Origin of the sequence: Corallococcus sp. AB018, assembly GCF_003986945.1 — a bacterium.
Lineage (GTDB): Bacteria > Myxococcota > Myxococcia > Myxococcales > Myxococcaceae > Corallococcus > Corallococcus exiguus.
Window position 1 is genome coordinate 1 of sequence record NZ_RAWR01000128.1, and the last position, 13,673, is coordinate 13,673.

13 protein-coding genes are annotated in these 13,673 nt (G+C 70.8%); 8 read left to right on the forward strand and 5 right to left on the reverse strand.

Features of this window, described 5'->3' with window-relative positions; translation table 11 throughout:
• Window positions 1-226 precede the first annotated feature (226 nt).
• Complete coding sequence (locus D7Y11_RS25260; RefSeq protein ID WP_126934982.1) at window positions 227-1,060, forward strand: dienelactone hydrolase family protein; 834 nt, start codon at window positions 227-229, stop codon at window positions 1,058-1,060.
• A 28-nt stretch (window positions 1,061-1,088) separates the two neighbouring features.
• Here D7Y11_RS25260 and D7Y11_RS25265 read toward each other — a convergent pair whose 3' ends face one another.
• The gene (locus tag D7Y11_RS25265; protein ID WP_126934983.1) at window positions 1,089-1,697 is read right to left on the reverse strand and encodes a CAP domain-containing protein; all 609 of its coding nucleotides are present in this window, start codon (window positions 1,695-1,697) and stop codon (window positions 1,089-1,091) included.
• A 114-nt stretch (window positions 1,698-1,811) separates the two neighbouring features.
• Between D7Y11_RS25265 and D7Y11_RS25270 the strand changes: the two genes are divergently transcribed.
• The 3 genes from D7Y11_RS25270 (at window position 1,812) to D7Y11_RS44415 (ending at window position 3,735) form a co-directional block, all read left to right on the forward strand.
• A complete protein-coding gene (locus tag D7Y11_RS25270; RefSeq protein ID WP_120566951.1) occupies window positions 1,812-2,024 on the forward strand; it encodes a hypothetical protein in 213 nt (70 codons plus the stop codon).
• 8 nt (window positions 2,025-2,032) lie between these two features.
• Window positions 2,033-2,710 carry a lipopolysaccharide assembly protein LapB gene (locus tag D7Y11_RS25275; protein WP_120579747.1) on the forward strand — a complete coding sequence of 226 codons (678 nt, stop codon included), beginning with the start codon at window positions 2,033-2,035 and terminating at the stop codon, window positions 2,708-2,710.
• A gap of 404 nt (window positions 2,711-3,114) precedes the next feature.
• Entirely contained in the window at window positions 3,115-3,735 is a 621-nt protein-coding gene (locus D7Y11_RS44415; protein WP_233607388.1) for a hypothetical protein, read from the forward strand.
• Here the strand turns inward: D7Y11_RS44415 and D7Y11_RS25285 are convergent.
• From D7Y11_RS25285 to D7Y11_RS25300, 4 genes are all read right to left on the reverse strand, one after another.
• Window positions 3,729-4,382: a CAP domain-containing protein gene (locus tag D7Y11_RS25285; protein ID WP_233607389.1), complete on the reverse strand. Its 654-nt coding sequence runs from the start codon at window positions 4,380-4,382 to the stop codon at window positions 3,729-3,731. The genes D7Y11_RS44415 and D7Y11_RS25285 overlap by 7 nt on opposite strands.
• 87 nt (window positions 4,383-4,469) lie before the next feature.
• Complete coding sequence (locus D7Y11_RS25290) at window positions 4,470-5,798, reverse strand: DUF1552 domain-containing protein (protein WP_120579744.1); 1,329 nt, start codon at window positions 5,796-5,798, stop codon at window positions 4,470-4,472.
• On the reverse strand, window positions 5,795-7,432 hold the full coding sequence (locus D7Y11_RS25295; protein ID WP_233605176.1) for a DUF1592 domain-containing protein: 1,638 nt from the start codon (window positions 7,430-7,432) through the stop codon (window positions 5,795-5,797). Before D7Y11_RS25295 ends, D7Y11_RS25290 begins: the two co-directional genes overlap by 4 nt.
• Window positions 7,433-7,750: 318 nt before the next feature.
• Window positions 7,751-9,892, reverse strand: a complete 2,142-nt coding sequence (locus D7Y11_RS25300) for a M3 family metallopeptidase (protein ID WP_199753784.1) — start codon at window positions 9,890-9,892, stop codon at window positions 7,751-7,753.
• A 171-nt stretch (window positions 9,893-10,063) separates the two neighbouring features.
• Here D7Y11_RS25300 and D7Y11_RS25305 point away from each other — a divergent pair, with 171 nt between their 5' ends.
• From D7Y11_RS25305 to D7Y11_RS25320, 4 genes are all read left to right on the forward strand, one after another.
• Window positions 10,064-10,957 (forward strand): hypothetical protein, encoded by an 894-nt coding sequence (locus D7Y11_RS25305; protein WP_120579742.1) that lies wholly within the window; start codon window positions 10,064-10,066, stop codon window positions 10,955-10,957.
• 7 nt (window positions 10,958-10,964) lie between these two features.
• The gene (locus tag D7Y11_RS25310) at window positions 10,965-11,357 is read left to right on the forward strand and encodes a hypothetical protein (RefSeq protein WP_120579741.1); all 393 of its coding nucleotides are present in this window, start codon (window positions 10,965-10,967) and stop codon (window positions 11,355-11,357) included.
• 12 nt (window positions 11,358-11,369) lie between these two features.
• Window positions 11,370-11,903, forward strand: a complete 534-nt coding sequence (locus D7Y11_RS25315) for a hypothetical protein (protein WP_126934985.1) — start codon at window positions 11,370-11,372, stop codon at window positions 11,901-11,903.
• A gap of 217 nt (window positions 11,904-12,120) precedes the next feature.
• Entirely contained in the window at window positions 12,121-13,578 is a 1,458-nt protein-coding gene (locus D7Y11_RS25320; RefSeq protein ID WP_217276148.1) for a DHA2 family efflux MFS transporter permease subunit, read from the forward strand.
• The last annotated feature ends 95 nt before the right edge of the window (window positions 13,579-13,673 follow it).

Sequence of the window (13,673 nt, forward strand, 5' to 3'; positions counted from 1 at the left end):
GCGCGAAGCCGCCCCCGGCCGCCAAGCCGCCCCCGGCGACGAAGTAGTCCGCCCCTCTCCCTAACGGGAGCGGCGGGAACGAGGGCCGACGTGAGGGACTTCCCCTCGCGCCGGCCCTCTTCGCGTCCGGGGTTCAACGCGCTGGCGCGTCCGCCTTCACCGCGCTACGCCCGGAAGCCGGCCCGGACAGCCCGGGCCCGAAAGGACACGGACGATGAAGCCGGACATGAAGAGGCTCACGTGGGTGCTGGCGGCGGCGCTGATGCTGGGCGCCTGCGCGACGAGCAGTCCGGCGGAGGTGGCGCGCACGCCGTCCGCCACGGGCGCCGTCTCCGAGGAGGAGTTCAAGGCCATGCACACCCTGCGCACGGACGCCGCCCCCGAGCGCAAGGGCCAGCCGGTGGAGCTGTCCGACGGCTCCAAGGCCTACCTGAGCCTGCCTCCGAACGCGAAGGGCCCCCTGCCCGCCGTCATCGTCATCCACGAGTGGTGGGGCCTCAACGAGCACGTGCAGGCCTGGGCGGACCGGCTGGCGGCGGAGGGCTACGCGGCGCTCGCGGTGGACCTCTACCACGGCAAGGTGGGCGCCAACCCCGACGAGGCGCTCGCGCTGGTGAAGGCCGTGGACCCGGACCAGGCCACGAAGACGCTGCTGGCCGCGCACGCGTTCCTCAAGGGCGACCCGCGCATCCAGGCCGTGCGCACCGGCAGCATCGGCTGGTGCTTCGGCGGCGGCTGGTCGCTGCGCACCGCCATGGCCATCCCGGAGCTGAGCGCGGCGGTCATCTACTACGGCCACCCGGTGACCGACCCGCAGCAGCTCTCCAGCATCAAGGCCCAGGTGCTGGGCATCTTCGGCACGAAGGACAAGTCCATCCCGCCGGAGACGGTGCAGGCCTTCGAGAAGGCGCTGGAGGAGGCCGGCGTGCGCAGCCGCATCGTGGAGTACGACGCGGACCACGCCTTCGCCAACCCCTCCGGCGGCCGCTACGACGAGCGCTCCGCCGCGTCCGCCTGGGCGGAGACGTCCGCGTTCCTCGCGCGCACGCTCAAGCGCTGAGGCGGCATCGCAGTGGGGCCAGCGGCCTTCAGTAGGGACGCTGGCCCACGTAGTTGCCCGGGGGCGCGTAGTTGCACACCCAGAAGTCCCAGCTGGACGTCCCGAAGGGCGAATTGACGGTGCAGCGCTTCGTGGCGCAGCCCAGGCGGCGCGTGTTGCGCCACACCACCTGCGTGTAGTGGCCGCAGGCCTTGCCCGACGCGCAGGCGTTCTTCGAGTAGTCGTAGTCCGCCACCTCGTCCACCCAGCCCTTCACCACGGTCTTCGCATTCAGGTAGTCCGGCGTGGCGGCGGCGATGTTCTCTCCCGCGTTGCCCCGGCCCGCGTTGTGCTCGTAATCGCAGTTGTCCACCCACTTCTGGGCGATCTCCGCCACCGCGGGGTCCCACGTGAGCGGCTCCAGCGCGGGTGACGGCGTGGGCTTCGCGGCGGCGCGGGCCGCGTTGTGGGCCTCCAGCATGTCTCGGGCGAACTGCGTCAGCTCCACGCCGCCGCCATCGGCGCTGGTGCCTCCGTCCTCCTGGACGCCCGCGTCCTCGGGCGTGTCGTCCGGGTCCCCGTCAGGGATACAGGCGAGCAGGAGGAACGGGGTGAGCATCACGGCGGACAGGGGACGGAAGAGGGGAGGACGTCGCATGGGAGGGATTATCCGCGCGCGGGTGGGTGTGCGGGCAAGCGGACAGGGGGACAGCGAGGATGGGGAGGGGCAGGGACCCCGTGGTAGGGTAAGCGTCCGGTCAGGAGACGCGACATGAGCCAAGACGAATCCCGCGCGCGGAAGATCCAGACAGCCCTTGAAGGGAACGATGAGTTCAGCACCTTTTCCATCGACCCGGACCTCAAGAAGCTGAAGATGAAGCTGGACCTCCAGTCGGAGGCGCAGCAGCAGCAGTCCGGCCGCCCGGAGACCGCGCCCAAGTCGGGCATGTTCATGCGGCTGTTCCACAAGATGTTCCGGGGTTGAGGGGCACGATGGTCAAGGAGTCCTACCGCGCGCAGTGGGAGCGCTCGCGGGCGTATCTGGAGACGGGGGACCTGGGGCTCGCGCTTCAGGAGCTGCGGGACGCGCTGACGCTGGCGTCGGACGACGCGGTCCTCTGGGAAGAAATCTTCAACCTGTCGCTGCTCGGGGGCCTCACGCAGAACGCCCTGGCCGCCGCGCTGCGGCTGCGCCAGCTGGCGCCGGAGAACCCCAACTTCATCGGCCTGCACGCCATGGCCGCGCTGCTCGCCGGCAAGCTGACGGAGGCCGTGCCCCTCTTCGAGGAGGTCCTCCAGCGCGACCCCGAGTCGGTGGAGGCCCGCCGGCAGCTGGCGCGGGCGCTGGACGTCGCGGGCCAGCGCGGCCGGGTGCGCACGCTGCTGGAAGAGGCCGTCGCGCGGGCGCCCTCGGACACGGGCGCGCCCAACGACCTGGCGGTGCACTACCTGGAGCACGTGCCGCAGGAAGGCCCGGCGCTCGCCGCGAGCGTCCTGGCGCCGGTGCTGGAGGCGCACCCCGAGGACCCCACCACGCACTTCAACCTGGCGCTGGCGCTGCGCCTGGGGGAGCCGGCGAAGGCCCGCCACCACGCGCAGCAGGTGCTCCAGGGTGGTGACAAGGAGCTCCGCGCGAAGGCCCAGCAGCTGCTGACGATGATCCCCGCCTGAAGCCGGGCGGGCCGTCAGGCCGCGCCGGGCACCCCCGTCCCCGGCGCCATGGATTTCCAGAGACAGACCTTGAAGACCCCGGGCGCCGTGTCCTCCCTCTGCTGGAGCGGCGACGCGCTGGTGGACCCGGTGGGTGGGCTGACGCGCTACCACCTGGATGGCACCACCTTCGACCCGCATGTGCGCTACTCGTACCGCTTCGACCGGGCGGTGATGTCCCCGGACGGCCGCTACAGCGTGCTGTACGAGTCGCTGGGGACGACGGGGCTGCTGCTCGACGGCACGGAGGTGGTCCGGCAGCTGACGCGGGACTTCTACCACGCGAACACCCACGACTATCCCGTGGCCCTGCACACGCTCCCCAGTGGACGCACGCTGCTGGCGCACTGCCCGAGTCGTACTGCGTGGTGGAGCTGGAGGACGCCGCCACGGGCGAGCGCCTCACGAAGCGCGACAACACCCCGACGGACATCTTCCACTCGCGGCTCCAGTTCAGCCCGGACGGGCGCTACCTGGCGAGCGCGGGGTGGATCTGGCACCCGGTGGACGCGGCGTCGGTGTTCGACGTGCCCCGCGCGCTGGAGGAGCCCGCGTCGCTGGACAGCGCCGCGCTGATGGAGGGCGTGGAGGGCGGCATCTTCCTCACGTCCGTCGCCTTTGGAGCGCGCGACACGCTCGTCTTCGTCCGCGTGGATGAGTCCCGCGACGGCGACACCTTCTACCTGGGCACGTACTCGCTCACGGAGCGCAAGCTGCTGTCGGAGGTGGAGCTGGAGGAGCCCGCGGGCCCGCTGATGGTCGTGGACGCGGAGCACGTGGTGGACTTCTTCGGCCACCCGAAGCTGGTGTCCCGCGCCACCGGCCGCGTGGTGCAGCGCTGGGAGGACCTGGACACGGGGAAGGTGCTGGCCAGCATCCGTCACCACCTGCCGCCCCCGCCGCACTTCGCGCTGGACGCCGCGAACCGCCGCTTCGCCGTGGGCACGGCGAGCGGCATCGAGGTCATCACGCTCGCGGCTCAGTAGGGCTTTTCGCCCACCCAGTTGCCCGGCGGCGCGTAGTTGCACACCCAGAGCTGCCACGTCTTCACGTTCCCGCCGAAGGGCGAGTTCTTCGTGCACAGCCGCGTCGCGCAGCCCACCGCCTTCGTGGTGCGCCACACCACCTGCGTGTAGTGGCCGCACATCTTCCCGGCCTTGCACTTGCCGGAGGCGTAGTCGTAGTCAGCGGCTTCGTCCGCCCAGCCCTTCACCACCTGCGCGGTGGTCCAGGTGTCCGGCGTCGCGGCGGCCAGGTTCTCTCCGAAGGTGCCCCGGTCCGGGTTGTGCTCGAAGCGGCACTCCTTCACGTAGGCCTCCGCCTTGCGCGCCGCCTCGTCGGACCAGGTGAGCGAGGGCAGCGCCGGCTTCGGCGTGGGACGCGAGGCCTTCGACCGCGCCTCGTTGTGCGCGGCCACCATGTCGCGCTTCAACTCCGCGGCGGTCGGCACCGGCTTGCGCGTGCCCTCGGTAGGCGCGGGCGCGGCCGTATTTGCCTTGCGCGCGGCGGCGGTGGCCGCGGCCTTCCTCGTGGAGGCGGAGACGGGCCGCTGCGCGTTCGCGCTGGAACCACAGCCAAGCAACGGGGCCAGCAGCAACACGGCGAGCCCGCGACGGAACACAGGAAGTGCCATGCGCGGAATCATTCCGCACCTGGGCCCCGAGTGCAGGAGAACCGAACCGGGCAGGCTGCCCCCGAGGGGCCCGAGCCCCTTCCTGCCCTACGCCCCCAGGCCCGGGAGCGGCCCGGTGCCGTCGTCGCCGAAGGACGTCGCGGACACGCCGAACATGCCGAGCAGGGCGATGTAGAGGTTCGCCAGCGGCTGCCCCCCATAGCGGATGTGCCGGCCCGGAGCGATGGCGCCGCCCGCGCGGCCCGCGAGCAGGATGGGCAGGTTCTTGTGCTCGTGCATGTTGCCGTCGGCAATCTCGCTGGAGAAGTACACGGCGCTGTGGTCCAGCAACGTCCCGCCCTCCTCCTGCACGCCCTTCATGCGCTGGAGGAGGTACGAGAACTGCTCCACCTCCCACTTGTCGATTTTCGCCAGCGCGTCGTAGTTGGCCTGGACCCGCTGGTGGTGCGAGTACGTGTGGTGCTCGCCGGACAGCCCCAGGAACGAATACACGCGCTGGCTGCGCGCGTTGCCCAGCATGAAGGTGCACGTGCGGGTCAGGTCGCACTGGAACGCGAGCACGATGAGGTCCAGCATCGCCTTCGTCTTCTCGCGCACGTCGTCGCTGTCGGCGGGCGTCACCGCGGCGCCGCACGTGGGGCCGGTGCCGTCCATCGCGTTCACGCGCAGCTCCAGCTCGCGCACGCCGGTGAAGTACTCATCCAGCTTGCGCTTGTCCGTGGTGCCCAGCTTCCCCTGGAGCGATTTCGCGTCGTCGCGCACGGCGTCGATGATGCTCAGACCGTACGCCTTGCGCTTCGCCAGCTCCGCCTGCGTGACGTTCGGGTCGAAGTCCGCGAAGAGCCGCTCGAAGGCCGCGCGAGGCTTCGTCTCCTTGGGCACGGGCGTGGACGGCCCCGCCCACGCGATGTTGTTCGCGTACGGGCACGCGTAGCCGGAGTCGCAGTTGCCAATGCCCTTGCCCTGGTCGATGCCCAGCTCCAGCGACGGGTAGCGCGTGGCCTTGCCCAACGCGTTCGCCATCACCTGGTCCATGGAGATGCCGGTGCGGATGTTGGTGCCCTCCGTCTTGCGCGCCTTCACGCAGGACAGGAACGCGGACGTCGCGGCGGCGTGGTGGCCGTCGCCGTCTGGCTTGCCGGGCAGGTTGTCCAGGCCGCTCAGCACCAGCAGGTCCCCCTTCACCGGCGCCAGCGACGCGAGCGTGGGCGTCAGGGAGTAGTTCGCGCCCTCCCCACCGGGCGTCCACTTGGGCATGTGGATGCCGCAGGGCGTGTAGAAGGCCACGAAGCGGCGCGGGGCCGGCGTGGCGGCGCGGGCCGTGCGCGGGCGCATGACGTCCAGGAGCGGCAGCGCCATCAGCGCGCCCATGCCGCGCAGGAGCGTCCGGCGGGAGAGGGCAGGGGTGCGGCTCATGGCTTTTGTTCCTCCGCTTCGCCACGCCGTTGCAGGAACGCGTCGCTGCGGACGATGGCGAGGATGTAGTCGGTGAGCCGGCCGCCCCGGGTTTCGGCCTGCTGGGAGATGTCGCGCACGGTGCAGCGGTCCTCTGCTTCCGCGCCGCGTCCGAGCGCGTAGGTGAGCAGGTGGCGCGTCATGCACGCGGACAGGTCCGGGTCCTGCTTCACCACCGCGCGCATCTCCGTCACGCCGTTGAAGGCCTTGCCCCCGGGCAGCTCGCCGCTGGGGTCCACCACCGCGCCGCCTTCCTCCTTCGTGCGCCAGCGGCCCACCGGGTCGAAGTTCTCCATGCCGAAGCCCAGCGGATCCATCAGCGTGTGACAGCTCGAGCAGGTGGGGTCCACGCGGTGCTGCGCCATGCGCGCCTTGATGTTGAGCGTGGGGTCCACCGCCGGGGCCAGTCCGCCCGCGTCGGGCGGTGGCGGTGGCGGCCCCTTGCACAACAGCTGCTCCAGCACCCAGACGCCGCGCTTCACCGGCGACGTGCGGTCCGGGTTCGCGGTGACGGTGAGCAACGCGCCCTTGCCAAACAAGCCCGCGCGCTCCGGGTGGTCCTTCAGCTCCACGCGCGTCATCGCGGGGGTGCCGGGCTTGGGCAGACCGTAGTGCGAAGCGAGCCGGTCGTTCACGTAGGTGAAGGGTGCGTCCAGCAGGTCCTTGAGGCGGTGGTCCCCGGTGACGAACTCCTGGAAGACGAGCTGCATCTCCTGGCGCATGGCCTCGCGCAGCGGTTCGTCGAAGCCGTAGCGCGACTCCGGCTGGGAGAAGTCGAGCGCGCGCGTGTAGAGCCACTGCCCCGCGAAATTGTCCACCAGCGCGCGGGCCTTGGGGTCCGCCAGCATGCGCCGCACCTGCGCCTCCAGCACCTCCGGCTCGTGCAGGTGGCCGCTCTCCGCCGCTTGCAGCAGCGCTTCATCCGGCATGCTGCTCCAGAGGAAGTAGGACAGGCGGCTCGCCAGCTCCAGGTCGCTCACGGTGTGCGGCACCGTGGACGTGGGGGCGGGGTCCAGCTCCACGCGGAAGAGGAAGTGCGGCGACACCAGCACCGCGCGCAGCGCCAGCTTCACGCCCACCTCCGGAGTGTCGCCCTGCTGCCGGGCCAGCGCGACGAACGCGACCAGCCGCTCGACTTCTTCCGAGGTGACGGGCCTGCGCCAGGCCCTGCGCGCGAAGGGCTTGAGCAGCTCGCGCGCGCACGCCTCCGGTCGGGCGGGGTCGAGCACGCACGCATTGAACGCGCCTCGCGTCCACGCGGCCTCCACCAGCGCCTCCGCCGCGTGGGAGTACTTCTCCATCAGCAGCGGGGACATGCTGAGCACGTCCGCGTTGTTGTCGAAGCCGAAGCCGTGGTCGTCCGGCGGGAAGCTGCTCGCGGGCGAGCCCGTGTCGCCCAAGAGGTCGCGCACGGTGTTGTTGTACTCAGCGCGGTTGAGGCGGTGCAGCGTGACGCGGCCCGGGTCTCGCGCCGCCGAGCGGCACAGCGCGTCCTGCGGATCCACGGGTGCGTCCGGCCCTGGCAGCACCCGCGCCTTGGGAAGGGAATCGTTGCAGCCCGTGGCCAGCACCACCGCCACCGCCGCGAGGCCCACCCTCCGCCATCTCCGACCGCAGGCCGTCACCGCGCGCACGCCTCCTCCGAGCCGCGAATGGGCCCCGGCGAGCGCGCTCCAAAGCAAGACCCTCACCATCCACGGCGTGACGACAGGCCGACGTCAGGCTCCGTCCCCGGGATGGAGATGGGCACGCGCACGGGACTTGAAAGGGAAGGGGAGTTCCGCGACCGGGCAGGGCCCGGGGACCGGAAGGGCACCGCGCGCCGACTCCTGCCCTCGAGGGCGGGTCAGGCGGCGCGGCACTCCCGGAAGCGGGCTTGAAGGACGCGGCCCGCTTCCGGGGATGAGGCAGCGCTACTTCGCGTCCTTCGCGGTGCCCGTCGTCTTCGCGGAGCCGTCGAGGTACGCGCGGTAGGCCTCGAAGCCGTACGGCCGGCCGAGGAAGTCCTTCACCTGCTCCGCGGCGGGCTTGGAGCCGCCGGGCTCCAGCACCGTCTTGCGGTAGTGCATGGCCGTGTCGCGGTCCAGGTAGCCGTTCTCCTGGAACTTCGACTCCAGGTCCTTCGCGATGACGGAGGACCAGAGGTACGTGTAGTACGCGGCCGAGTACCCATCCAGGTGCCCGAAGGCGAGCTCGAAGTGGGTGCCGTCGCGGAACTCGTGGCGGAAGGGCGACAGCTTCTTCTGCAGCTCGGAGAGCACCGCGGACGTGTCGAAGCCCGGCGCGCGCGAGTAGTACTGGAGGCTGACCGCGGAGAGGAACAGCTGCCGGCGCGCGTACAGGCCCAGGCCGAACTCCTTCGACGCGCGCAGCTTCTCCACCAGCTCCGCGGGGATGGGCTCGTTGGACTCGTGGTGCTTGGCGAAGCTCTTGAGCACCTCCGGCTGCTCCGCCCACTGCTGCAGCAGCATGGACGGCGTCTCCACGAAGTCACGCTCCATGGAGATGCCGGAGATGGGCGTCCACTTCTGGTGGCCGGAGAAGATGGTGTGCATCAGGTGGCCGAACTCGTGGAAGAACGTCCCCACCTCGTCGTGCGTCATCAGGTCGCCGGGGCGCGGGAAGTTGCACACCAGCACGGCTTCCGGCAGCCGCTTGTCCAGCTCACCCGTGACGAGGTCGAACTGCGCCGCGTGCTTGTACTTGTCGTCGCGCGGGTGCATGTCCAGGTAGATGCGGCCCAGCGGCTTGCCGCCGTCCACGACGTCATACGCCTCCACGTCGGTGTGCCACGTCTTCGCGTCCTTCACCGGCTGGAAGGCCACCCCCCACAGGCTGGAGGTGATGCCCATCACGCCGTCCTTCACCCGCGCGTACTCCAGGTAGGGCCGCACCGCCTGCGAGTCGAACCCGAACTTCTCCGCGCGCAGCCGGTCCTCGTAGTAGTCCTGGTCCCAGGGCTCCACCACGGTGGCGCCCTTCACGTCCTTCTTCTTGCGCGCCAGCAGGTCCGCCATCTCCTTCTTCGCGCGAACCTCCGTGGCCTGCGCCAACTGGTCGATGAAGTCCGCCGCGGCCTGCTGCGTGCGCGTCATGCGCGTTTCGGTCGTGAAGGCCGCGTAGGTGTCGTAGCCCAGCAGCGTGGCCAGCTCGTTGCGCTTCTCGATGAGCTGCGCGAGCACCGCCTGGTTCTTGGGGAACGCGCGCTGGCGGTAGGTGCGCCAGAGCTTCTCGCGCGCCTTCGCGTTCTTCGCGTACGTCATGAACGGGAAGTAGTCCGGGTAGTTGCTGGTGATGACCACCTTGCCGTCCGCGCCGGGCGCGTGCGCCTTCTTGTAGTCCTCCGGCAGCCCGTCCAGGTCCTTGGTCGTGAAGGCCACGCTGCGCGTGTCCTCCGCGATGTTCTGCCCGAACTGCTGGCCCAGCTTGAGGATCTCCTCGTTGAGCGTCTTCACCTTGGCGCGCGTGGCCTCGTCCCGGTCCACGCCCGCGCGGCGGAAGTCCAGCAGCGTGCGGTCCATCCAGTGGTGCGTGGCCGCGTCCTCCTTGGACAGGTCCACCAGCGACAGCGCGTCGTAGACGCCGCGGTCCTGCGACAGCGCTACGTTGGCCGCGTCCACCTGCTGCTCGCACTCGCGGGACGCGTCGCGCATGGCGGCGTCCGGGTGCACCTCATGCGTGAGGCTGGAGCGGTTGGCCGCGTTGAGGATGGCCGTCTGCGCTTCGTCGTACGCCTTGAGGATGCCCTGGCCGTTCGTCTTCGGATCCAGCTTCTTCAGCGCGGCCACCTGCGCCTGCGCGCGCTCCAGGTCCGCCTTGCACAGGGCCTTGAAGGCGTCCGGCGTGCCGGCCAGCACTTCCGAGCCCTTCATGGGCGCCAGCTGGGGCTTCGCCGTGTTGGAGGCGATGCGGGCCATGGCTTCACGGTTCTGCGTGATGCTGCCGTTGGAGCAACCCGTCGCGGCGAGCGCCGCCACCACGGTGAGCGCGGGGATTTTCAAGGGGACTTCCTCCACTGGGGGAACGACCTGCTTCGCGGGCCCGTCATGCCACATCCCCGCCCCTCCGCGCCCGTCCGCCGTGAACAGCCAGGCTGTCCTCCGGTACTGGCTGGATGCTTGGAGGCCCCAGCTGACGCACCTCGCCTTGTTCCCCGTGCAGTCGCCCGGTAATCCGGCACTCGCTTCGAATTCTTGGAAGTTGTCCTGGCCGGAGGGTGAAAACGGATGCGCAAGGCACTGGGTGGTGCGGTCGCGGCGTTGCTGTTGTGGGGCTGTGGTGGGGCGGGCACGGAAGCGCCGCCGGCGTCTCCGGAAGGGCTGTCGCTCCGCTCCGGGACAGGCCTGACCGAGGGCACCTGGGCACACGACGGGCAGACGGTGTCCTTCGCCTCGCGCGAGGTAGAGCCCGGGGTGTACCGCCTGGAGGTGCGCATGCACGGCATGACGCTGACGGGGCTGATGGACCCGGCGTCGGGCGTGTCCACGCTGGACGGCTTCGCGGACACGAACGTGCAGGACACGCAGGTGGTGGACGCGGACCGCCAGGTGCTGAGCGCGTTCTACGGGGCGCTGAACCAGGGGCTGCCGCAGGGTGACGCGGCTGCGCCGGAGGCCATGTACCTGCGCCGCGCGGTGGGCCTGTGGGCGCAGCAGCCCACGAGCGTCGCGCTCAAGCGCACGGTGATGGGCGAGCAGGGCCGCGGCTACACGATGCTGTGCAGCTACGCGAAGTGCGGCGGCAAGAACACGGGCAGTTGTGGCGGTACGTACAACTGGTACTCGTACGCGAAGCACGACTGCGACAAGGGCGGCTTCGACAACGCGCGCAACCAGCAGATTGCACAGCTGGGTGACCACACGTCGTGCAACGGCGACGAGTACTACATGAACGGCAGCACCTGGGTGTGCGGCGAGCCGGACCACTGGTCGCGCCCCAAGGTGATGGGCAACTGCTTCGGCCGCTGCGGCGGCGGCTGCGGTGGCGACACGCAGTACACGCTGGACGCCACCAACCACGACGGCTGCGTGCGCAACGGCCACGTGCTGGCGAGCGCCTGGTGCAATGATCAGTTCGTGTCCGCGTCGGACGACGAGTTGTTCGCGCCCAACTGCTACTGAAGGCCGGATGGGACGACGCGCGGTGAGGCACGCGGTGGGGGCGGCGGGGCTGTGGCTCGCCGCGCTCGTCATGCTCGGTTGTCCGTCCATGACGTCCTCCAAGGCGGAGGCCGGTGAGGCGGCGGTGCGCCGCTTCTTCCAGGCCCTGCCGTCCGGGGACTGCTCGGTGCTGGGCCCCATGCTGGTGACGGGGCAGGGCGTGCCTTCGTGCGAGGAGACGGTGAAGGACCTGCGCGAGCACGGCATGGGCCTGGTGGACGTGCTCGACGCGAAGGTGGATGGCCGCGACCCGAACGCGGTGGTCGTGCGGGCGCGGGTGTCGCAGGGAGGAACGGAGCGCGCGGAGCCGTTCCTCTTCCGGGTGGAGCGCCAGGGTGACGGCTGGCGCCTTCGGTTGTAGGGGGAGTGGACGATGCGGAACCGTGAGCGGGTGATGCTGGGGAGCGCGGGCGTGCTGGTGGCCGCTCTCCTTGCCGTGGCGCTGTGGCCGTCGCGAGAGGCATCTGCTCCCGCTGCCACGCCCCCGGTGCGGAACGCGGGCCCCGGCCCGGTGACGGCGGCCCAGGTGTCGCCGAAGCGCGCGGTGCCGGTGCGGACGCCGGACCCCGCGCCGCCCCACGCCACGGTGGTGCCGCCTTCGCCCGGAGACGTGCCGCCGGAGCCGGAGGTGGCCAACGCGCCGCCGCAGCAGAACGACCCCATCGAGGAGGAGAAGCCACCGACGGCGCGCTGGAGGCTGGAGAAGACGGAGCACGTCGCCACGCTGCTGGGGCGGGATGTGTCGCGGCTGGAAGGCGAGCGGCAAGAGGCGAAGTCGCGTGGGGACAAGTCCCGCGTTGAACAAGTGGATGCGCTGCTCCAGCGTCACCGCGTCCGCCTGGACGAACTGCGCGAAGAGGCCCGCACCCTGGCCGAGGCCGCGCGCAACGAGCCGCTGGAACCCTGATGGACGGGCGGGGCTCCCTGTCGGGGACGCTCCGCACGAAGCTGTCCGACAGTCGGACAGGTTTGGAGGAACCGGGCTGAGGTGCCCGCTCGGCTGCCCTCCAGCCGGAGTGCCGCGCCCGATTCACGCGAGGGCCCCACCGCTTCGCGCTGGGAGTATGAGCGCTTCTGCCGGTCACGGCCGCGCCTTCACACGGGCGTGACAGGCGCGGTGTGGCATGCGCATAGAAAAGGACGTGTCCGTCACCGCGACTGCCTCCACCGCGCCTCCCAGCACCCCATCCACCCGAGGCTCCCGGCTGGCATCCATCGCGGTGGCCAGCGCGCTGTTCATGGAGTTCCTGGACTCCACGGCGCTGTCCACCGCGCTGCCCACGCTGTCCGTGGCGTTCGGCACCGACCCCGTCCATCTCAAGCTCGCGCTGACGTCGTACATCCTGGCCCTGGCGGTGCTCGCGCCCGCGAGCGGGTGGATCGCCGACCGCTTCGGTCCGCGCCGCGTCTTCATGACCGCCATGGTCGTGTTCCTCGCGGGCTCCGTGCTGTGCGGCTTCTCCCAGACGCTCGCGCAGCTCGTCGTCTTCCGCACGGTCCAGGGCCTGGGCGGCGCGCTGATGACGCCCGTGGGCCGGCTCATCGTCGTGAACTCGGCGCCGCGCGAGAAGCTGGTGTCCGCGATGAGCTGGTTCACCATGCCCGCGCTGGTGGGGCCGCTCTTGGGACCGCCGCTCGCGGGCCTCATCCTGGGCATCGCGGACTGGCCGTGGATCTTCTTCATCAACGTGCCGGTGGGCCTGCTGGGCATGTGGGCCGTGGCGCGCTTCGTGCCCCCGTTGAAGCAGCCGGACCCCGGCCCCTTCGACACGAAGGGCTTCGCCATCGCCGTGGTCGCCATCACCGCGCTGATGGGCGCGGCGGAGACGGTGGGCATCGGCCTGGTGCCGTGGCCCGTGCAGGCGGGCATCACGCTGGTGGCGGTGGGGGCGCTGGTGGCCTACGTGCGGCACGCGCTGCGCACGCCGCGCCCGGTGCTCAACCTGCGCCTGTTCAAGGTGGACACCTTCCGCGCCAGCATGATGGGCGGCGCGCTGGTGCGCATCGGCCTGGGGGCGACGCCCTTCCTCCTGCCGCTGCTCTTCCAGGTGGCGCTGGGCTGGGGGCCGCTGGAGGCGGGGCTCGTCACCATCGGGACGGGGCTGGGCGCCTTCGCGTGCAAGCCGGTGGCGCCCGCGCTCATCCGCCGCGTGGGCTTCCGTCAGACGCTCATCGCCTCCAACCTGCTCACCGCCGCGGTGACGGCCGTGCCCGCCTTCTTCGGCGTCACCACGCCCATCCCGCTCATCATCGGCACGCTGGTGTTCAGCGGCTTCATGCGCTCCCTGCAGTTCACCGCCACCAACACGATGGCCTACGCGGACCTCCCCAAGGAGTTGGTGAGCAACGCCTCCACCGTCGCGGTGGTGACGCAGCAGATGGCGCTGAGCGTGGGCATCAGCTTCGGCGGCCTGATGCTGCACGTGGCGCGCGGCGGCGGTGACGTGCGCCTCACGCCGGACCGCTTCCTGCTGCCGTTCCTTGCCATCGGCTTCGTGTCGTCGCTGGCCGGGCCGCTCTTCCGCCGGCTGCGTCCGGACGCGGGCGAGCACATCGGCGGCAGGGCCGCGGCGCGCGGCTGAAGCGTCCAGCCCACGACACCGCCGCCGCCCCTTCGTAGGGCAGGCGGGCAGGCGGCGACCCTTTTTCCCACCTTCTTTCGTCCCTCCCTCCCCAC

Excerpts from the sequence above, each read along its gene's own strand:
- D7Y11_RS25260 (WP_126934982.1), top strand. The coding sequence starts at position 227 with ATGAAGAGGCTCACGTGGGTGCTGGCGGCGGCGCTGATGCTGGGCGCC.
- D7Y11_RS25265 (WP_126934983.1), bottom strand. The coding sequence starts at position 1,697 with ATGCGACGTCCTCCCCTCTTCCGTCCCCTGTCCGCCGTGATGCTCACC.
- D7Y11_RS25270 (WP_120566951.1), top strand. The coding sequence starts at position 1,812 with ATGAGCCAAGACGAATCCCGCGCGCGGAAGATCCAGACAGCCCTTGAA.
- D7Y11_RS25275 (WP_120579747.1), top strand. The coding sequence starts at position 2,033 with ATGGTCAAGGAGTCCTACCGCGCGCAGTGGGAGCGCTCGCGGGCGTAT.
- D7Y11_RS25285 (WP_233607389.1), bottom strand. The coding sequence starts at position 4,382 with ATGGCACTTCCTGTGTTCCGTCGCGGGCTCGCCGTGTTGCTGCTGGCC.
- D7Y11_RS25290 (WP_120579744.1), bottom strand. The coding sequence starts at position 5,798 with ATGAGCCGCACCCCTGCCCTCTCCCGCCGGACGCTCCTGCGCGGCATG.
- D7Y11_RS25300 (WP_199753784.1), bottom strand. The coding sequence starts at position 9,892 with ATGTGGCATGACGGGCCCGCGAAGCAGGTCGTTCCCCCAGTGGAGGAA.
- D7Y11_RS25305 (WP_120579742.1), top strand. The coding sequence starts at position 10,064 with ATGCGCAAGGCACTGGGTGGTGCGGTCGCGGCGTTGCTGTTGTGGGGC.
- D7Y11_RS25310 (WP_120579741.1), top strand. The coding sequence starts at position 10,965 with ATGGGACGACGCGCGGTGAGGCACGCGGTGGGGGCGGCGGGGCTGTGG.
- D7Y11_RS25315 (WP_126934985.1), top strand. The coding sequence starts at position 11,370 with ATGCGGAACCGTGAGCGGGTGATGCTGGGGAGCGCGGGCGTGCTGGTG.
- D7Y11_RS25320 (WP_217276148.1), top strand. The coding sequence starts at position 12,121 with ATGCGCATAGAAAAGGACGTGTCCGTCACCGCGACTGCCTCCACCGCG.